Consider the following 20219-nt stretch of genomic DNA (forward strand, 5'->3'; position numbering starts at 1 on the left):
AATGCCGGCAAGAAGCGCGGATTGGAACCGCTCAGAGAACAGTAAAATGCTGTATTTTTAAGGCAACTTGCCGCTGTTGAAGTGCGGCTTCCAGGACTGACGCCTTGGGGGTGACTTCGGGAGGGATCTGATGATGGGTGCCCGGGCGTGTATGGATCGTGGCCCGCACCGAAAAATCGCTCCGCGTGACCATCCGGATATGATCGATCTCGGCCAGTGAGATGTCACCAGAGCTGCGCAGGCTGCGCCAGCTCAAATGAGTGTCGGTGATCCGGAGCCAGGCTGCATGGGGGCGCCACAGCTCCCAGAGCGAGGGCAGCAAAGGCAACGCAAGGAGCGCCAGCACCCAGCCCCGTGCGTCGAACACGACCCAGATCAGACCGACAGCCGCGGCCCAGGCCGCGACCAAAACAATCGACCTAAGAGAGCGCGCGTCTCTTTGAAACAGGAACACGTCCTGCGGCTGGGCCTCCGGGTCAGGCGTCAAGGATACGGCTCACCATCTCGTTGGTATCCCGGCTCAGCCCCTCGGTTGCCTTGATCCGCTTGAGTTCTGCTCTGATCTTGTCCTGACGTCCGGCATCATAGCGCTTCCATGTTTGGAAGGCGCTGCACATACGCGCGGTGGTCTGCGGGTTCAGCGGGTCCAGCGCGATCAACTGATCGGCGAGCAAGCGATATCCGCTGCCGTCGGCCTTGTGGAACCCGGCATGGTTCATTGCCAACGCCCCCATCACAGCCCGAAAACGGTTGGGGTTCTTGATCGTGAACAGCGGATGTTCGGTCAGGCTCTGGGCGATGGCAGGTGCGCGTTCGGGGCGGGCCGTGGCCACCTGAAGCCCGAACCACTTGTCCATTACCAGACGATCATCTTGCCACTGCTCAAAGAAGGCCTGTGATTGCGCGTCACCCTTCTCGGCCTTGAGCAGGCAAGCCAGCGCCGAGTTCTGCACGGTCATATTGTTGGCGGTCTCAAATTGCTTGGTCGCGGCCTCGCCCCCATCAATCCGGGTCAACAGTCCAAGGATACGCCCGTTGAGCGCCCTCAGTCCGGCGCCCTTGGCATCCGGCACATAGGCGCCATCGACCAAAGTGGCTGCAAACAGGCGTGGGAGGCTGTCGGACAGGCTCTGTGCCAATGTCTGCGCAAAGGTCTCTGCCGCGTCGTGGATTGCGTCCGGGTCGGGTGTTACGCCCTGATCTGCCAGTGCCTGTGCAATCTCGCTCTCGGTGGGAGGTGCCAGAACCAGGGCGCGAAAGGCCGGATCAAGGTGATCGTCGCGCACCAGGGACTGCAGCGCCTCAAGATAGTTCGAGTCTGGGCTGGCACCGTCGGTTACCATCGCGATGCGAGAGGCTTTGGCAAGCTCACGGCCCGCTTCCCAACGGGTAAAGGGGTCGGTGTCATGTGCCAGCAAGAAAGCGCGTTCTTTGGCAGAGCTTTCGCGGGTCAGGATCACCGGAGCAGAGAAATCGCGCAAGATCGACGGGATCGGTCGCGTCTTGAAGCCTTCAAAGGAAAAGCTCTGCTCTGCCTCTGTCATTTCGAGCACGGTGGTTGGCAGCACTTCGTCGCCAGTGGGGCTGAGCAGCCCCACCGCAATCGGGATCACCTTTGGATCCTTGTGGTCCTGTCCAGGTGTGGGGGGAGTCATCTGCCGGAAGGTGAGCGTGTAGGTGCCATCCTCAAAGCTCTCTTCGACCGAGAGGCGCGGCGTGCCGGCCTGGCTGTACCAATTCTTGAATTGTGCCAGATCTCGTCCCGTGGAGTCCTCGAACACCTTGATCCAGTCCTCGATGGTGCAGGCCTGCCCATCGTGACGATCAAAATAGAGATCGAGCGCCTTGTAATAGGCCTCATCACCGACCAGACGTTTGAGCATGCCGATCACCTCGGCACCCTTCTCATAGACCGTTGCGGTGTAAAAATTGTTGATCTCTTGGAAGGCTTCGGGGCGGACAGGGTGGGCGAGCGGACCGTTGTCCTCGGGGAACTGGCGCGCGCGCAACTCGATCACGTCTTCGATCCGTTTCACCGGAGCAGAGCGCATGTCGGCGGTGAACTGCGCATCGCGATAGACTGTCAGACCTTCCTTGAGGCACAGCTGGAACCAGTCCCGGCAGGTGATCCGGTTGCCGGTCCAGTTGTGAAAATACTCATGGGCGATGATCGCCTCGATCCGTTCGAAATTGGCATCTGTCGAGGTTTCAGGGCTGGCCAGAACGCAGGAGGAGTTGAAAATGTTCAATCCTTTGTTCTCCATTGCGCCCATGTTGAAGTCATCGACTGCAACGATGTTGAACACGTCGAGATCGTACTCACGCCCATAGACCTCTTCGTCCCAGGTCATCGACTTCTTGAGCGCCTCCATCCCAAAGGCGCATTTGCCCTCGTCACCGGGCCGCACCCAGATATTGAGTTCCACATCCTTGCCCGAGCGCGTGGTGAAACGATCGGGATGGTTGACCAGATCGCCCGCCACCAATGCAAAGAGATAGGCTGGTTTGGGCCAGGGATCGTGCCATTCGGCAAAGCCCTCACCGCTTTCGCCAGGGTTGCCGTTGGACAGCATCACCTTTTCGTCGCCCTCGATACGGACATTGAAGGTGCTCATGACATCGGGGCGGTCGGGATAATAGGTGATCTTGCGGAACCCTTCGGCCTCGCATTGGGTGCAATACATGCCATTCGACATATAAAGCCCCTCGAGCGCGGTATTGGCCTTTGGGTTGATCTCGACCTCTGCTTCCCATGTGAAGGGCGTGTCCGGCACCTCGCAGCTGAGGCCCGTGTCGGTGACATTGGGCGCGACCTCTTCCCCATCAATCTGTGCTGAAATCAGCTTAAGCTTCTCGCCATGCAGAAAGAACACCCGATCTGAGACATCAGGGTTGGGTGCAAAACGGATCTTGGACAGCACCCGTGTTGCCTCGGGCGAGAGACGAAATACCAGCTCGACGCGCTCCACCACATAGCCAAACGGGGTGTAGTCCTTCAGGTAGAAGGTCTCTGGCTGCGTGCTTGGGGCGGCGTCTTTCATGGGTACATCCTTCGCGATTTTTGGGAACACGCGGCGGGGGGCGTGCGTTGCTACCACAAGACCTATGCAACCGAGGGCAGGGGGGCAAGCGCCCTTCGCCCTCATTTGAAAGGAGAAGCTCATGGCCGATGCCGACACACCGATGACCACTCAGCGCGAGGTTCGTCAGCGCAAACGTGGGCTCTACTGGATCATTGCGGTTCTCGCAGCGGTCCTGTTTGGGCTTGCGATCTTTGGGCTGGGAGAAGATCTCACCGGGATTGAGGGCGTTGGGGCCGAGACAAGCGCCCCCAGTAGCGTGGTGGTGGAGGGGGAAATCGGCGGTTGATTGCCCCAGCCGTTTCTTGAGTCATCGCAAAAGATGCCGTGCATTCAAAAAGAAAGGGCGCCCTGATTGGGGCGCCCTTCTTGGTATTTGGGGTCTCTCTCGATCAGTCGATGAGATTTAGCAGCGTTGCGAGAGACTGTTTTGCGTCGCCGTAGAACATGCGGGTGTTTTCCTTAAAGAACAGCGGGTTCTCGATTCCGGAATAACCCGTGCCCTGACCGCGCTTGGAGACAAAGACCTGCTTCGCTTTCCAGCACTCCAGAACCGGCATGCCAGCGATGGGCGAGTTGGGGTCTTCCTGGGCGGCCGGGTTCACGATGTCGTTAGAGCCAATAACGATGGCCACATCCGTCTCCGGGAAATCATCGTTGATCTCATCCATCTCCAACACGATGTCGTAGGGCACCTTGGCCTCGGCCAGAAGCACGTTCATGTGTCCGGGCAAGCGGCCCGCCACCGGGTGGATCGCAAAGCGCACGTTCTTGCCCTTGGCGCGCAGACGGCGGGTGAGCTCGGCCACATTGGACTGCGCCTGCGCCACCGCCATGCCGTAGCCGGGGATGATGACGATGCTGTCGGCGTCTTCCAGGGCCGTGGCCACGCCATCGGCGTCGATCGCCACCTGTTCGCCCTCAACTTCCATTGCGGGACCAGCGCTGCCGCCAAAACCGCCAAGGATCACCGAGACAAACGAGCGGTTCATCGCCTTGCACATGATGTAGCTCAGGATCGCGCCAGAAGAGCCCACCAGAGCGCCGACCACGATCAACAGATCATTGCCGAGGCTGAAGCCAATCGCCGCAGCGGCCCAGCCGGAGTAGCTGTTGAGCATGGACACCACCACCGGCATGTCCGCACCACCAATGCCCATGATCAGGTGATAGCCGATGAACAAGGCCGCCAGCGTCATCAGCACCAGCGGCAGCATGCCACCTGCACCGAGGTACCAGAACAGGCACAGAAGCGAGATGCCCGCTGCGCCGATGTTCAGCATATGCCCACCGGGCAGCTTGGTCGCCGCCGAGGACACTTTGCCGGAGAGTTTGCCATAGGCAATCACCGAGCCCGTAAAGGTCACCGCCCCGATAAAGACGCCAAGGAAAACCTCGACCCGCAGGATGTTGATCTCCACGCTGTCTTTCTTGGCGAGGAGCGCGGCAAAGCCTTCGAGCGATTTGCGCGCGCCTTCGTCCATCGCGAGCACCCGGCCCAGTTCGATATGAGCGTTGAAGCCCACCAAAACCGCGGCCAGACCCACCAGCGCATGCATGCCTGCCACCAGTTCCGGCATCTGGGTCATCTCGACCTTCGAGGCCAGCATGTAGCCGATCACACCGCCTGCGCCGATCAGCACCAGAGACAGGAACCACAGGCCAGAGCCCGGCCCGATGAGGGTTGCAAAGACCGCCAGCGCCATGCCGACAATCCCGTACCAGACTGCACGTTTGGCGCTTTCCTGGCCCGAGAGTCCGCCCAGCGAAAGGATAAAGAGAACCGCTGCGACCACATAGGCCGCCGTCGTGAATCCAAAGTCCATGATCTCTCCTCCTTTAGGATTTCTGGAACATGGCGAGCATGCGCCGTGTCACGAGGAAGCCGCCAAAGATGTTGATCCCGGCCATAAAGACACTGAGAGCGGCCAGGAAAATCACCAACCAGGAACCAGAGCCGATCTGCATCAGGGCGCCGAGAATGATGATCGAGGAGATCGCATTTGTGACCGCCATCAGCGGCGTGTGTAGGGAGTGCGAGACGTTCCAGATCACCTGGAAGCCCACAAAGACCGAGAGCACAAAGACGATGAAATGCTGCATGAAGCTTGCAGGGGCCACCAGCCCCACCGCCAGGAGCAACGCAGCGCCGACCGCAAGCAATGTGACCTGATTTTTGGTCTGTTGTTTGAAGGCGGCGACTTCTGCGGCGCGTTTTTCCTCGGCCGTCAGCTCCTTGGGGGCTTCGGGCTTCTTTTGCGCCGCAATGGCCTGCACCTTGGGCGGCGGCGGTGGGAAGGTGATCTCGCCTGCGTGGGTCACAGTGGCCCCGCGGATCACGTCATCCTCCATGTCATGCACCACCTGACCGTCCTTTTCCGGGGTGAGATCGGTCATCATGTGACGGATGTTGGTGGCATAGAGGCTGGAGGACTGGCTCGCCATGCGGCTTGGGAAGTCGGTGTAGCCGATGATGGTCACGCCGTTATCGGTGACGACTTTCTCGTCCTTCACGGTGCCTTCGACGTTGCCGCCGCGCTCGGCCGCAAGGTCCACAATCACTGAACCGCGCTTCATCGCCGCGACCATATCCGCCAGCCAGAGCTTCGGCGCCTCGCGGTTGGGGATCAGCGCGGTGGTGATCACGATGTCCATTTCGGGCGCCAGTTCGCGGAATTTGGCCAGCTGGGCCTCTCGGAACTCGGGGCTCGAAACAGACGCGTAACCGCCTGTGGCCGCGCCATCCTGCTGTTCTTCCTCAAAGTCGAGGTAGACAAACTCGGCACCCATCGACTCGACCTGTTCGGCCACTTCGGGGCGCACGTCAAACGCATAGGTCACCGCGCCTAGCGAGGTGGAGGTGCCGATTGCCGCGAGGCCCGCAACTCCTGCGCCCACGACCAGCACCTTGGCCGGGGGCACCTTGCCCGCAGCGGTGATCTGGCCGGTGAAGAACCGGTCAAAGTTGTTGCCCGCCTCGATCACCGCGCGGTAGCCCGCGATATTGGCCATGGAGCTCAGTGCGTCCATCTTTTGCGCGCGGCTGATGCGCGGCACCATTTCCATAGCGATCACGGTCGCGCCCTTGGATTTCGCGAGCTCGAGGCCCTCTTCATTGCCGCCCGGGTTGAAGAAGGAAATCAGGGTCTTGGATTTGTTGAGCCGCTTCAGCTCGGTCTCGGAGGGCGCGCGCACCTTAGCGATGATATCGGCGGCCTTCCACAGCCCGGCGGCGGTCTTGATGACCTCAACACCGGCTTCGGCGTAGGCCGCATCGGTAAAGCCCGCAGCTTCCCCGGCGCCTGCCTCAATGCAGCACTCAAACCCCAGCTTCTGAAGATCTTTTGCCGAGGCTGGCGTCATCGCAACGCGCGACTCGCCCTCGGCTATTTCTTTTGGTGTGCCTATTTTCAACAGTCATCCCCCTGTCTGCACCGATGGTTGCGAATGCTTGCGCACGTTTCGCAAACACATTAAATACACAGCGCAACAAAATTGCGCAAGCAATTTGCTGCGTTGCGGCAAGAAACTGAAATTTCGCCCACAAATGCCCGAAATCGAGCCAAGGGGCGGTCTTCGTTTCACCGCTGGCACACAGCAGCAGATGTTGCAGGAAATGAAAAGCACTGGATGTGAGATTTGGCTCTTTTGCGACATTTCAACCGCCGATACCGCCAAGATTCCGGATAAGATCGACAAACTGACCGTTGTCGCGGGCGATTTGGCAGCAAAATGACGCAAAAGTCGTGGGTTAGGCCGACAGCGACAGGGCAGCGGGGCGCCGGTCTTCTGACCAGCTGTGGACCGCGCGGCCAAAGGCCTCAAAGAGGGGGCGCGACACCGGATCCTCGCCTGCACGATACTCGGGGTGCCATTGCACGGCGAGTGAAAATCCAGCCGCGTCCTTGACATAGAGGGCTTCGGGTGTGCCGTCTTCGGCTTCGCCTTCCACAACGATGCGGGCACCAGGTGTTTTGATCCCCTGTCCATGCAGCGTGTTGGTCATCACCTCCGCGGCGCCCAGAAGCTGATGGAATATGCCACCTTCGCGCAGCTTGACCGGATGGCGCAGCGCGAATTTCTCTTCGATGGTGCCATCGGGGGGCATGCGGTGGTTCATACGTCCGGGTAGGTCGCGAATTTCAGGGTAGAGCGTGCCGCCCATGGCGACGTTCACCTCTTGAAAGCCTCGGCAGATCCCAAAAAACGGCTGGCCGCGTTTCACACATTCCCGCACCAGCGGCAGGGTGATGGCATCGCGCGCGCGGTCAAAATCTCCATGAGCCTCGGTGGGGTCTTCGCCATATTCCTGCGGGTGCACGTTCGGGCGGCCGCCGGTCAACAAGAAACCATCAAAGCTCTCGAGCAGTTCCTCGACAGAAACAAATCGCGGGTCGGTCGGGATCAACAGAGGCAGGCACCCCGCCACATTGGCGACAGCATCCGAGTTCATGGTGCCCCCGGCATGTGTCGGGTACTGGTCATTCATGAGGTAGGAATTGCCGATGATGCCGACTTTGGGGCGCACGTTTGATCTCCACATCGTTTGGTTCAGGGTCTGTTGCCCTATCACCTTAATGTGGCTTGTCTTTTGCGCAAGCCCGAGGCGAGGCGCATTGGCCTGTTCACCTATGCACAGACCTCATGTCTCAGCCCCTTCGGGCTGAGACATTGTATCAAGGGCTGTTAGCCCTGAGCCTTCAGTTCCAGACGGCGGGCATGCAGCACCGGCTCCGTATAGCCGGAGGGCTGAATGCGGCCCTTGAACACCAGATCGCAGGCGGCCTGAAAGGCGATGCCGTCGAACCCGGGAGCCATCGGGCGATAAGAAGGATCGGCAGCGTTTTGGCCATCCACAACGGCGGCCATTTTCTGCATCGCGGCCATAACTTGCTGTTCGGAGACAACGCCATGATGCAGCCAGTTCGCCAAGGCCTGACTAGAGATCCGGCAGGTCGCCCGGTCTTCCATCAGCCCCACATCATTGATGTCTGGCACTTTGGAGCAGCCCACACCCTGATCTACCCAGCGCACCACATATCCGAGAATGCCTTGAGCGTTGTTCTCGATTTCACGCGTAATGGCCTCGTCCGAGAGGTTCTGGCCTGCCATTACCGGGATCGTGAGCAGATCATCCAATGTGCCCCGCGCGCCCTCAGCCTTGAGCTCGTTCTGGCGGCTCAGGACATCCACCTTGTGATAATGGGTGGCATGCAGGGTCGCAGCGGTCGGCGAGGGCACCCAGGCGCAGGTTGCGCCGGATTTCGGGTGGCCGATCTTTGCGTCCAGCATCTCGCCCATACGGTCAGGCATCGCCCACATGCCCTTGCCAATCTGGGCACGCCCCTGCAGACCACAGGCCAGACCGATATCGACGTTGCGATCCTCATAAGAGGCAATCCACGCGGTCGATTTCATCTCGCCCTTGGGCAGCATTGCGCCTGCTTCCATCGAGGTGTGGATCTCATCGCCGGTGCGATCGAGGAACCCGGTGTTGATGAAGGCCACCCGCGATTTTGCGGCACGGATGCATTCCTTGAGGTTGGCCGAGGTGCGGCGTTCCTCGTCCATGATGCCGATCTTGACCGTGTTGCGCGGCAGGCCCAGTGCGTCTTCAACGTGATCAAATATCTTTACCGCAAAGGCGACCTCTTCGGGACCGTGCATCTTAGGTTTCACCACATAGACCGACCCATGCAGCGAGTTGCCGCCTTCGGATTTTAGGTCATGCATGGCCACCATGACAGTGATCATCGCATCCATCAGGCCTTCGCCCGCCTCGCGGCCCGCACTGTCCAGGATGGCCGGGTTTGTCATCAGGTGGCCGACATTGCGCACCAACAGGAGAGAACGCCCCTTGAGCTTCGACGCCTCGCCGGTGGGGGTGGTGTAGGACAGGTCGTCGTTCAATACGCGGGTAAAGGTCTTGCCGCCCTTGCTGACCTCTTCACTAAGGTCGCGCTTCATCAGGCCTAGCCAGTTGGCATAGGCGCTAACCTTGTCTTCGGCATCCACACAGGCGACCGAATCCTCGCAGTCCATGATGGTCGAGAGCGCCGATTCAAGCGTGATGTCGTTGATGTTGGCGGCATCGCCTTTGCCGATGTTGCCGCTTGCGTCGATCTCGAGGATCGCGTGCAGGCCGTTGTTTTTCAGCAGGATGCGGCGCGGACTGGTCGCGTCGCCAGCGTAGCCTGCAAACTGGGTTGCGTCCTTGAGTGCGGGCGCGAGGGCGCCATCCTGCACCTGAAGCGCTGCCACATCGGACCAGGAGCCCGCCGTAAGCGGGAAGGTCTCATCGAGGAATTGACGTCCCCATGCGATCACCCGTGCGCCACGCTCCGCATCGTAACCCGAACCGCTCGGAAGATCGCCCATGGCATCGGTGCCATAGAGCGCATCATAAAGACTGCCCCAGCGGGCGTTCGCTGCATTGAGCGCAAAGCGGGCGTTGGTGATCGGAACCACCAGCTGCGGCCCAGGTACATGCGCGATCTCGGGGTCAACATTCTGGGTTTCCACCTCAAAATCCGGTCCCTCCGGCACCAAATAGCCAATCTCGGTCAAAAAGTCCTTGTAGGCTGCGGCATCATGCGGCTGGCCACGGTGTTCCAGATGCCAGGCGTCGATCTGTCCCTGAATCTCCGCACGTTTGGCAAGAAGGGCGCGGTTTTCATCGCCCATACCCTCGACCAGCCCCGCAAGCCCGGCCCAGAACGCCTCCTTGCTGACGCCGGTGCCCGGCAGCGCCTGGTCCTCTACAAAAGCCACCAGTTCGGAGGCGACCTGAAGTCCATTGCGTTCAATCCGGCTCATTGTTCTCTCCTTCTGATGGTGCACGATTGCATGCGATTAGATAGGCGATAAGTTTCCGATCGGCAACAAATCGTGCTCTCTGGAAATGCAAACGCATCTGTTTGTTTTTCAAGAAAGTGCTGTAGATTTTCGCAACGCTGAGCAGGAGAACTGCGCATTGATGCGGGGCGAGGTCGCAGATTGCCGCTTGGAACAATGGCCCAGGGCAAATCTGGGTTTGTATACCGTTGCATCCCGCTAACGCATTGATTGGGAAGTAAAACTTTACACAAGGGGGGCGTTTTCGCTACGGTCTGGAAACTCTTGTAGGAAGGTTCCTATGGCCGCGATAGAAGATCACCCCCTGCGCTATCAGCTCGCCAACGAGCTGCACGCGCGCCCGTTTCCCACCATTTCCGTGCCCGGCACGGTGGCCTATCTTGCGGTGAAACAACCCAGCGAGGCGGTGCATCGCGACCGCATGGCGGATCTGCAGCATCTGAAGGATCTGCTGGACCGTCACGGCGCAGCTCATCCGCAACCAGGTGCCACCCATCACACGGCCCAGCTCGGACGTTACACGTTGAAATGGGAGCAACACACGGAGTTTGTTTCTTATACGCTTTATGGTGATGGGGTGAGTGATCGCGCCTTTGATCCGCAGGATTTTGATCTGTTTCCATCGGATTGGCTGGCCAAGGCACCGGGACAGCGGATCACTTCAGCTTTGATTCGCGTGGTTGCGCGTCCTGATGCGGAGCAGATCAAAGCGCGGGTGCGGGACTGGTTTGTCCCTGAAAGCCTCGCGATGGCGTCGGTGCTGGATGACAATGCGGTGGTGGCAGGGGACTTTCGTATCGACCCTGCCGGGCATGTCCGCTTTGCCCTGTTCGTGAACGAGGAAACCGGCCCGCAGCGGGTCGGTCGTGTGGTGCAGCGGCTTTGCGAGATCGAGACCTATCGGGCGATGTCCATGCTGGGGTTTTCGCGGGCCCGTGGCCTGACGCCGACCATCAGTGCCATGGATGTCTCGCTCTCGGAGATGATGCGGGAAATGACCCGTGGCGAAGTGCCCGCCGAGCAGACCTTGAGCCAGCTCCTGACCATCTCCGCAGAACTGGAGGCCATGGCGGCGCAATCGGCCTTTCGTTTTGGGGCGACCGGTGCCTATGCGGCGCTCGTCAATCAACGGATTTCGCTGTTGCGCGAAGAGCGTTTTGTCGGCTTTCAGACAATGACGGAGTTCATGCTGCGCCGGTTCGAACCCGCCATGCGCACGGTGGAGTCGACAGAGAAACGTCTCGAGGTGCTGGCTGACCGGGCCCGGCGTGCCGGGGAGCTGTTGCGCACTAGGGTGGATGTCGAGCGCTCCGCGCAGAACTCGGCCCTGCTGGAGAGTATGGACCGCCGCGCGGATCTGCAACTGCGGCTGCAGCACACGGTTGAGGGGCTCTCGGTGGTGGCGATCAGCTACTATGCCGTTTCGCTGGCGGGCTATGCGCTCTATCCTCTGGGCACTATGCTCGGTCTTAGCAAGGGGATCCTGACGGCGATCCTGACGCCTTTGGTGATTGGCGCTGTGTTTCTGGCGGTCCGGCGCATTCGAAATAGCCTGCACTGACCGGGCGCGAGGGCCGTAAGCCGAGCAAGTAGTCCAGAAACGCAAAAGGCCGCCTCACCGGGCGGCCTTTCTTTTGGGTGTAGGGTGCTTCAGCGGCCCCGGATACGCGGGTCCAGCGCGTCGCGCAGACCGTCACCCAGATAGTTTACCGACAGAACCGTCAGCGAGATCAGGATGCCGGGCCAAAGCACGCGCTCGGGGAAGAGGGTCATCCGGTCCACGGCATCATTCAGCAGGCGGCCCCAGGTCGGGAAGTCCGGCGGGAAGCCAAAGCCGAGGAAGGACAGCGCCGATTCGGTGATGATCGCGGTGGCGATCCCCAAGGTGGCCGACACCATGATGGGCGAGAGCACGTTCGGCAGGATGTGACGCGAGATGATATTGCCGGGCTTGGTCCCGATGGAACGGGCCGCCAGCACGAACTCGCGTTCCTTGATCGCCAGCACGTCGCCGCGCACGATCCGTGCGGTCGGCATCCAGGAGGTGATCCCGATCAGACAGACGATCAGTACAAAGATGCCGCCTTCTGGGCCGATGGTTTTCGACAGGCTCTCGCGAAACAACACCGCTGCGACGAGGATCATCGGCAAGAGGGGCAGGGCGAGAAACAGATCAGTCATCCGCATCAGGAGGCCGTCGAGCTTTTTGAAGTAGCCCGCCAGCACCCCGATCAGGCTGCCGAGGATCAGCGCGAGGATCATCGCCGCCATGCCCACGGCAAGCGACACACGACCGCCAAACATCAGACGCGCCAACGTGTCACGGCCAAGGTTGTCGGTCCCGAGCGGATAGGCCCAGTCCATCTTGGCCGAGGGGTCCCACAGCGCGTGATAGATCGGACGCATGTCCCGCAACGTGATGAAGTCACGGCCCGTGGGTACGAACTTGGCATCATTCCAGTAGATGAACGGGCCAACCACCACGCCCAGCACGATGAACAGGAACAGGCAGCCCCCGAACAATGCGCCTCGGTGCGATTTGAACTGAACCCAGATCTCGCGCCACTGGCTGCGGGCGGGTGTGGCGAGTTCGTCCTGCACGCTGGAGTGCTGCAGGGTCTTTTCTTTTGCAGCGTCAGTCATAGCGGATCCTCGGGTCGAGAATGCCGTAGAGCACATCGGCGATCAGGTTGAACAGCACGATGAGCACGGCAAAGATGAAGGTAAGCGTCTGCACCATAGGCAGGTCGTTGGCCTGGATGGCGCCGATCAGCAACTGGCCAATCCCGTTCACCTTGAACACCTGTTCGGTGATGATGGCGCCGCCAAAGATCGACGGAATGCCCAGGGCGATCACGGTGACAACCGGGATCATGGAATTGCGCAGCACATGCACCATGACAACCGTATACTCGCCCAGGCCCTTGGCGCGCGCGGTGCGCACGTAGTCCTGGTTAAGGTTGTCGAGCATGGAGGCGCGCATGAACCGGCTGAGCTGTGCGGTGATCTGAAGTGCCAGTACCATCACCGGCATCACCATCTGCTGGAGCTGCTTCACGAAGGTTTCCCAGCTGTTGACCTCGAGCGTGGTGTCATAGATCGACGGGAACCAGCCAAGCTGAACCGAGAAGATCACGATGACCAGAACACCAGAGAAGAACGGCGGCACCGAGAAGCCCACCATGGAGACGAATGTCCCCATCTGGTCGAACCAGCTGTACTGGCGGTAGGCAGAGTAGATGCCGATGGGCAGGGCGATCAGGATGGCCACGATATAGGCGGTGCCCACAACCCAGAGGGTCTGCGGCAAGCGCTGCACCACGATGTCCATCACCGGAGACCGGGTCTGCCAGGAGATGACACGCAGATCGCCTGCGGAAAAGGATGTGCCAAAGATATGGTCGATCAGAACCTGAGGTTCGATCCAGAAGAACTGCACCAGCCATTTCCAGAACCGGATATGGACGGGCTCGCCAAGGCCGAGGGCCAGGCGCATCTTCTCTTTCACTTCGGGGGGGACGGTCAGGGGAACCTGTGCCATGGGATCGCCGGGGGCGAGTTCCAGCAGCAGGAAGATCACGAGACTGATGAACAGCAGTGTCGGCACTGCTATGATCAGCCGTCGGATGGTAAAAGTCAGCATCAGCCGGGCGCCTTTGCAAATGGGTTGTCGACAGGTCCGCGTTTGCCTTGCCCTTGTCGGGCGGGTGTCGCGTGATGGCGGGTCTCTTAAGCCAAGTCCAGCGTAACAACAATGCTGAACCTCTCAGAGTTGGGTAACGCGAATACCAGTGGGCCCCGGCGGTGAAGCCGGGGCCCTCTAGAGTGCGGACGGACGCTTATTCGGAGCGGTACCAGTCAGCTGCGTTCCACAGCTCGCTGTCCCACACGTTCAGGTCGACACCACCAAGGGTGTTGGAGTGTGCGGACAGACGGCCACGGTGGACCAGCGGGATCATCCCACCACGCTCAAAGATGATGGTGTTGAGCTGCTGACCGATCTCGATCCGTTTTGCCATGTCTGCGGTTTGCGAAAGCTCTGCGTGCAGCGCGTCGAACTCTTCGTCACAGAAGCGGGAGATGTTCTCACCCTGCCACTGGGAGGCCGGAGTCGGGGCTTTGTCGCACAGACCGTTGCCGAAGTAGGACTGCGGGTCAGTGCCGTTGAAGGTGTTGGCGTACATTTCAACGTCTGCGTAGAACTTCTGGAAGGTGTCCGGGGAGCCCGGGTCGCCGCCGAAGAACACGGAGGAGTTGATGTTACGCAGTTCGGTTTCGATGCCGATCTCGCTCCACCACTGTTTGATCAGCGCCTGGAAGTCCTGACGGACGGCGTTGGTCGAGGTCTGGTACAGGATCTTCAGCGGAACACCGTCTTTTTCGCGGATGCCGTCACCATCGGTGTCAACGATACCTGCTGCGTCGAGCATGGCGTTTGCACCGGCGATGTCCTGAGTCTCACAGCCTTCGGGGCTGATCGCAAAGGCTTCGGGGGCCGGAACCCAGGAGCAGGACACGCGACCTGCTTTGCCATAGCCGATTTCCACCAGAAGCGGACGGTCGATTGCCATGGACATGGCTTTGTAAACCGCCGGATCGGACAGGAACGGGTGCGGACGGATCACCGAACGCTCTTCCGGGGAGAGATCCGCGGAGGGGTTGGTGTTGTTGAGCATGATGCGCTCGAGGAGCGGACCAAAGCCTGCAACCGCTTGGCCTTTGCCGCCTGCTTCCATCTGCGCGATGACATCGGGGGCCAGCTGGAGGTTCCATGCGTAGTCGAATTCGCCGGTTTCCATCACGGCGCGACCGGCTGCGGTTGCATCGCCGCCACCTTTGAACAGAACCTTCGCGAACGCGGGCTTGGCCGGGTCACGGTAGTTCGGGTTCGCGGAGAGGGTGATCACGTCGTTCGGCTTGAACTCGTCGACCACAAACGGGCCGGTGCCGATCGGGTTGAAGTTGGCTTCGGTACACTCAGGTGCTTTGGCACCAAGGCACTCAGCGAACTGTGCTGCCTGAATGATCGGGCTTTCACCGCCGACGAAGGGGCCATAGGGGAAGGGGGTCGCTTTATCGAAGGTCACCACCACGGTGGAGTCGTCGGGGGTCTCGACAGAGGTAACGCCTTCGAACTTGGTGACCTGTGCGCAGCCGCCCTCGGGGTGGGTGCAGTACTCATATGTGAACTTCACGTCCGCAGACGTAAGGTCGGAACCATCGGACCACTTGATGCCCGGCTTCAGTTTCCAGGTGATCTGGGTCAGGTCTTCGCTCACGCCGCCGTTTTCAACGGTGGGGACTTCTTCGACCAGCCACGGAACCATCTCGCCGGAGGAGTTGTAGCGCGCCAGAGGCTCGATCACGAGCGAGGCCGCTTCAACGTCCTTGGTGCCGCCGGACAGGAACGGGTTCATGATGGACGGAGCCTGCCAATAAATAATGTTGACCTGGCCGTCCGAGCCACGCTCGGCAAAAGCCGCAGGGGCGACAGCGGCAGTTGCCACAGCACCCAGCAGAAGGGATTTCAATGTCATTACACTCTCCTTGTCGGAACCGACATAGTGTTATTGTTGTTTAGGACTGCACGTTTTTTGATCTGTGCAGCCCGCGATCGCCTGAAGACGATCTGGGTCTTGCGTCCACCTCGGACATCTGGATGTCAGGAAATCTCGCAGAAAATCTGCGTTAAGTCAGACCCGGTTGAGCCGGACCTGTTTTCATAACCCCCTGTCGCCTTTGGCGTTCACTGAGGGTATCGAACACAGAGTTTTGACGAAATGCAAGACCTGCCCGACAGGAAAACGTCACTGGGGTTTGACGGTCAGCGCTGCATCGGCTTAGATCGCGCCCCAACAGGCACCGCCAAGGTGCGTCAATACAGACAGGATACGCGGATGCTGGACCAGCCCATTGCACAGATCAAAGGCCTTCGGGTCGAATTCGAAACCAAGGACGGCCCTGTGGTCGGGGTTGAGAATGTTTCGTTTGACGTGACTGCTGGTGAAACTTTGTGCATCGTTGGGGAGTCCGGATCGGGCAAATCTGTCTCGTCCCTGTCTTTGATGCGCCTCGTGGAATACGGTGGCGGCACCATCGCGGGCGGAGAATTGATGTTCAATCCCGGCGATGGCGAGGCGATCGACCTTGCTCAGGCCGAGACCGATTTGATGAAGCAGATTCGCGGAAATCAGATCGGAATGATTTTCCAGGAACCGATGACCGCGCTCAATCCGGTCTTCACAGTGGGCCGCCAGCTCACGGAAGGCCTGCGAATCCACAAGGGGATGGACAAAAAACAGGCAGAGGCCCGGGCCATCGAGATTCTGCGCGAGGTCCGCATTCCCGAGGCCGAGCGCCGCATGAAGCAATATCCGCACGAACTGTCTGGCGGGATGCGCCAGCGGGTAGTGATCGCGATGGCGATGGCGTGCGAGCCGCGTCTGCTCATCGCGGATGAACCCACAACCGCGCTCGATGTGACCATTCAGGCCGAGATCCTCGCCCTGATGGACCGCTTGAAGCGTGAAACCGGCACTGCGGTCATGTTTATCACGCACGACATGGCTGTCGTGGCGCAGATGGCCGACCGGGTGGTTGTCATGTTCCGCGGCAACAAGGTCGAAGAGGGCACCGTCCACGAGATTTTCGAGAACCCGCAGCATGACTATACCAAGGCATTGCTGGCGGCGGTTCCCAAGCTTGGCGAGATGCGTGGCAAGGATTACCCCGAACCCATGAAGCTCATGGGCGTCGAGCAGGCCGAGATCAAGCCGATCACCGGCACCGATGAGGTGCTGCTGAACGTCGAAAACCTCGTCACCCGTTTCCCTGTCAAAGGTGGGCTTCTGCGCCGCACCGTGGCGCAGGTCCACGCGGTTGAGGATGTGTCCTTCAAGGTCTTCAAGGGTCAGACCCTGAGCCTCGTGGGCGAATCGGGCTGCGGGAAATCAACCTGTGGCCGGTCGATCCTGAGACTGGTGGAACCGACTTCGGGCAAGGTAGAGTTTGAGGGGCGCGATGTGATCGGCCTCAACCAGAAAGAACTGCACAAGGCGCGCCTTGATATGCAGATGATTTTCCAGGACCCCTTTGCCTCACTCAATCCGCAGATGCAGCTGATGGATCAGGTCGCGGAGCCGATGAAGAACTACAATATCGCCTCCGGGTCCGAAATTCAGGACCGGGTCGCATCGCTCTTTGATCGGGTCCACCTGCCGCGCAGCTTCATGCGCCGCTTCCCGCACGAGATGTCCGGTGGTCAGCGCCAGCGGATCGCGATTGCCCGTGCGCTCGCGCTCAACCCGAAACTGATCGTTGCGGATGAGGCCGTCTCCGCGCTCGATGTGTCAGTGCAGGCGCAGGTCTTGAACCTGATGATGGAACTGCAGGCCGATCTGGGCCTCTCCTTCCTGTTCATCAGTCACGATATGGCCGTGGTCGAACGGGTGAGCCATCAGGTCGGCGTGATGTATCTGGGGCGTCTGGTCGAAATTGGCCCGCGTGCGCGTGTGTTTGAGAACCCGGCGCACCCCTATACGCAGGCGCTGATGAAGGCGGTTCCGATTGCCGACCCCAACCAGCGCAAGAGCGAAAAGGATCTGAACTTCAAACCGATCCCATCGCCGATCCACGACATGAACTATCAGGCAGAGCCCTCGCAATACATGGAAGTGGAGCCGGGGCACTTTGTGCTGACCACCGATTCTGGCTATTGATCCATGATCCAACGGCTTTCACCGCTGGAGATCATGATACGTCTGGTCTCCTTTCCGACCGTGAGCAGCGAAACCAATCTGCCGCTCATTGAGTGGACGTCGGAGTATCTGAGCGCGCATGGGATCGAGCATCATGTCTGGATCGATCCCGAACAGCCCGAAAAAGCCGGGCTCTATGCTCATGTTGGCCCGAAGGTCGAAGGCGGAGTCGTGCTGTCGGGGCACACCGATGTTGTGCCCGTCGAGGGACAGGACTGGAGCTCTGACCCATTTGAGGTGGTGGAGCGGGACGGCAAGTATTTTGGCCGTGGCTGCGCGGATATGAAGGGGTTTGACGCGCTGGCGCTCTGGGCGCTGGTCGAGGGGAACTACACCGATCTGCAGCGCCCGCTTCAGTTGGCCTTCACCTTTGACGAGGAAATTGGCTGCACCGGCGCGCCGCCCCTGATCGAGGAAATGCAGAAATATCTGCCCAAGGCCGAGGCGGTCATCGTGGGCGAGCCGTCGATGCTCAAGGCGGTGACGGGTCACAAGGGCGCCTTTGCGATGGCGACTCATGTGCGCGGCTTTGAGGTTCACAGCTCGCTGATGCATGAAGGTGTGAGCGCCGTGATGGAGGCGGCGCGCATTGTCGACTGGGCCAACCATCGCAACGCCGAAAACCGCGCAAGGCCCCAGACCGAGGTCGCGGCCATGTTCACGCCGCCCTGGACCACGGTGCATGTGGGCAAAATATCGGGTGGGACCGCGCATAACATCACGGCAGGGGACTGTAATTTCTGGATGGATTTCCGGGTCGTCCCGGGTGAGAGCCTTGCCGATTGGCAGGCGGCATATGAGGCGGAAATCGCCCGCATCGAGGCCGAGATGCAGAGGGTGCGCCCAGAAGCAGGGATCACGCTTGAAAAAGTCTTTAGCGTGCCGGGGCTCGCGCCGGAGACCGATGGTGCCGCAGAAACATTGGTGCGTGCGCTCACCGGTGACAACGCCCGCCATGTGGTGAGCTATGGCACCGAGGCCGGTCACTATCAGGTTGCGGGCTACTCCGCAGTGGTCTGCGGCCCCGGTGACATCGCACAAGCGCATCAGGCGGATGAGTTTATCACCGTTGCGCAATTTGAGGCCGGTACAAAGTTCATGCAAGATCTGCTTTCGCGTCTCTCTGCATAGGGCTCCCTGATACCGCGCATGTCCCGCAGGCCTCGATCCGCGTGGCGCATGCCGCGCGCTTTCGATTGTCGTGCGCTACCGTTCGCCCGTTGCGCAGGCATGTGCATGGGGCATGGCACCTGTTGGTTCACTTGTGCAACAGCCCTTGCGTTCCGGCCCCCCATGCGGCACTCATTTCGCTAACACGTTAAGGAGAGAGCTCATGCCCGTTCGGAATCGCTTTGCCGAGATGCTGCCCGAAATCACCGCTTGGCGTCATGATTTTCACGAACATCCCGAGTTGATGTATGACGTGCATCGCACCGCCGGACTGGTTCAGGAGCGCCTCAATGCCTTTGGCTGTGACGAGGTAGTGCCGGGTATCGGCAAGACCGGTGTTGTCGGCGTCATCAAGGGCAAGAGCACCGCATCGGGCAAGGTGATCGCCCTGCGTGCCGACATGGATGCACTGCCGATCCACGAGGAAACAGGCCTAGATTATGCGTCCAAGACGCCTGGCAAAATGCATGCCTGTGGTCATGACGGCCACACCGCGATCCTCTTGGGCGCTGCAAAATACCTCTCCGAGACGCGCAACTTTGATGGCACGGTGGTTCTGCTGTTCCAGCCCGCAGAGGAAGGTGGGGCCGGAGGCAAGGCGATGGTCGACGATGGGGTGATGGATCGTTGGGGCGTCCAGGAGGTTTACGGGTTGCACAATATGCCCGGCCTGCCAATGGGCCATATCGCGACCCGTGTTGGCGGGCTCTTGGCCTCTTCGGACGAGTTCGAGATCGAAGTGACCGGCAAGGGCGGCCACGCCGCGGCACCGCATGACGCGATCGACACCACGCTAGTGGCCTCGCAGATCGTGGTCTCGCTTCACTCTATCGTGTCGCGCAACATCGATCCCATTCATCGCGTGGTGCTGACCGTCGGCACATTTGAGACCGACAGCACGGCGTCGAATGTGATCGCCCATCGCGCCAAGCTCAAAGGCACGGTACGCACGCTCGACTCCGAAAACCGCGCCTTGGCAGAAGAGCGCGTGCGTCGCGTGGCCGAAGATACCGCCTCGGCTTTCGGGGCGAATGCCACGGTCAAATGGACCCCAGGTTATCCGGTCACGGAAAACACCGCCCAAGAGGTTGAATATGCGGTGGAGGCCGCCAGAGCAGTTGCCGAGAAAGTCGACCCTGATGCGGCGCCCATCATGCCGTCGGAGGATTTCGCCTACATGCTTGAAGCGCGCCCCGGCGCCTATATCTTCTTGGGCAATGGCGACACGGCCATGTGTCATCACCCGGCCTATCAGTTCGACGACTGCGCCATCCCGCTTGGGTGCAGCTGGTTTGTCGAGCTTTGTGAACGCCGCATGCCCGCCAGCTCATCATAAGGGCGCTGCGTTGCAGCCCCT

Annotated in this window: 15 protein-coding genes; 6 read left to right on the forward strand and 9 right to left on the reverse strand. The window is 60.2% G+C overall.

Annotation, left to right across the window (positions count from 1 at the left end):
• Positions 1 to 31 precede the first annotated feature (31 nt).
• Both TM1040_RS07830 and pepN read right to left on the reverse strand, forming a co-directional pair.
• A complete protein-coding gene (locus TM1040_RS07830; protein ID WP_011538050.1) occupies positions 32 to 487 on the reverse strand; it encodes a hypothetical protein in 456 nt (151 codons plus the stop codon).
• The gene (gene pepN, locus TM1040_RS07835; protein WP_011538051.1) at positions 477 to 3041 is read right to left on the reverse strand and encodes an aminopeptidase N; all 2565 of its coding nucleotides are present in this window, start codon (positions 3039 to 3041) and stop codon (positions 477 to 479) included. Before pepN ends, TM1040_RS07830 begins: the two co-directional genes overlap by 11 nt.
• Positions 3042 to 3162: 121 nt before the next feature.
• Here pepN and TM1040_RS07840 point away from each other — a divergent pair, with 121 nt between their 5' ends.
• Positions 3163 to 3369: a hypothetical protein gene (locus TM1040_RS07840; protein ID WP_044026681.1), complete on the forward strand. Its 207-nt coding sequence runs from the start codon at positions 3163 to 3165 to the stop codon at positions 3367 to 3369.
• 103 nt (positions 3370 to 3472) lie between these two features.
• Here TM1040_RS07840 and TM1040_RS07845 read toward each other — a convergent pair whose 3' ends face one another.
• On the reverse strand, positions 3473 to 4906 hold the full coding sequence (locus TM1040_RS07845) for an NAD(P)(+) transhydrogenase (Re/Si-specific) subunit beta (protein ID WP_011538052.1): 1434 nt from the start codon (positions 4904 to 4906) through the stop codon (positions 3473 to 3475).
• Between the two features lie 13 nt (positions 4907 to 4919).
• Positions 4920 to 6494 carry a Re/Si-specific NAD(P)(+) transhydrogenase subunit alpha gene (locus TM1040_RS07850; RefSeq protein WP_011538053.1) on the reverse strand — a complete coding sequence of 525 codons (1575 nt, stop codon included), beginning with the start codon at positions 6492 to 6494 and terminating at the stop codon, positions 4920 to 4922.
• Positions 6495 to 6531: 37 nt separating this feature from the next.
• Here TM1040_RS07850 and TM1040_RS07855 point away from each other — a divergent pair, with 37 nt between their 5' ends.
• Positions 6532 to 6816, forward strand: coding sequence for a hypothetical protein (locus TM1040_RS07855; protein ID WP_166485530.1), 285 nt, complete (start codon positions 6532 to 6534; stop codon positions 6814 to 6816).
• Positions 6817 to 6831: 15 nt separating this feature from the next.
• On the opposite strand, the gene TM1040_RS07860 is transcribed toward TM1040_RS07855, so the two are convergent.
• Both TM1040_RS07860 and TM1040_RS07865 read right to left on the reverse strand, forming a co-directional pair.
• A complete protein-coding gene (locus tag TM1040_RS07860; RefSeq protein ID WP_011538055.1) occupies positions 6832 to 7623 on the reverse strand; it encodes a gamma-glutamyl-gamma-aminobutyrate hydrolase family protein in 792 nt (263 codons plus the stop codon).
• A gap of 143 nt (positions 7624 to 7766) precedes the next feature.
• The gene (locus TM1040_RS07865) at positions 7767 to 9896 is read right to left on the reverse strand and encodes a malate synthase G (protein WP_011538056.1); all 2130 of its coding nucleotides are present in this window, start codon (positions 9894 to 9896) and stop codon (positions 7767 to 7769) included.
• A 319-nt stretch (positions 9897 to 10215) separates the two neighbouring features.
• Here TM1040_RS07865 and TM1040_RS07870 point away from each other — a divergent pair, with 319 nt between their 5' ends.
• On the forward strand, positions 10216 to 11496 hold the full coding sequence (locus tag TM1040_RS07870) for a DUF3422 family protein (RefSeq protein WP_011538057.1): 1281 nt from the start codon (positions 10216 to 10218) through the stop codon (positions 11494 to 11496).
• A gap of 89 nt (positions 11497 to 11585) precedes the next feature.
• Here TM1040_RS07870 and TM1040_RS07875 read toward each other — a convergent pair whose 3' ends face one another.
• From TM1040_RS07875 to TM1040_RS07885, 3 genes are all read right to left on the reverse strand, one after another.
• Positions 11586 to 12578: an ABC transporter permease gene (locus tag TM1040_RS07875; RefSeq protein ID WP_011538058.1), complete on the reverse strand. Its 993-nt coding sequence runs from the start codon at positions 12576 to 12578 to the stop codon at positions 11586 to 11588.
• Entirely contained in the window at positions 12571 to 13578 is a 1008-nt protein-coding gene (locus tag TM1040_RS07880) for an ABC transporter permease (RefSeq protein ID WP_011538059.1), read from the reverse strand. The genes TM1040_RS07875 and TM1040_RS07880 overlap by 8 nt, the downstream gene beginning before the upstream one ends.
• Before the next feature lie 196 nt (positions 13579 to 13774).
• Positions 13775 to 15472 carry a peptide ABC transporter substrate-binding protein gene (locus TM1040_RS07885; RefSeq protein ID WP_011538060.1) on the reverse strand — a complete coding sequence of 566 codons (1698 nt, stop codon included), beginning with the start codon at positions 15470 to 15472 and terminating at the stop codon, positions 13775 to 13777.
• A 360-nt stretch (positions 15473 to 15832) separates the two neighbouring features.
• On the opposite strand from TM1040_RS07885, the gene TM1040_RS07890 reads away from it, so the two are divergent.
• The 3 genes from TM1040_RS07890 to TM1040_RS07900 all read left to right on the forward strand — a co-directional run bounded on the left by TM1040_RS07890 (position 15833) and on the right by TM1040_RS07900 (position 20198).
• Positions 15833 to 17653 (forward strand): ABC transporter ATP-binding protein, encoded by a 1821-nt coding sequence (locus TM1040_RS07890; protein ID WP_011538061.1) that lies wholly within the window; start codon positions 15833 to 15835, stop codon positions 17651 to 17653.
• Positions 17654 to 17656: 3 nt separating this feature from the next.
• Positions 17657 to 18823, forward strand: coding sequence for an acetylornithine deacetylase (gene argE, locus TM1040_RS07895; protein WP_011538062.1), 1167 nt, complete (start codon positions 17657 to 17659; stop codon positions 18821 to 18823).
• 202 nt (positions 18824 to 19025) lie between these two features.
• Positions 19026 to 20198 (forward strand): M20 aminoacylase family protein, encoded by a 1173-nt coding sequence (locus tag TM1040_RS07900; RefSeq protein WP_011538063.1) that lies wholly within the window; start codon positions 19026 to 19028, stop codon positions 20196 to 20198.
• Positions 20199 to 20219: the final 21 nt, after the last annotated feature.

This window comes from Ruegeria sp. TM1040 (assembly GCF_000014065.1).
Lineage (GTDB): Bacteria > Pseudomonadota > Alphaproteobacteria > Rhodobacterales > Rhodobacteraceae > Epibacterium.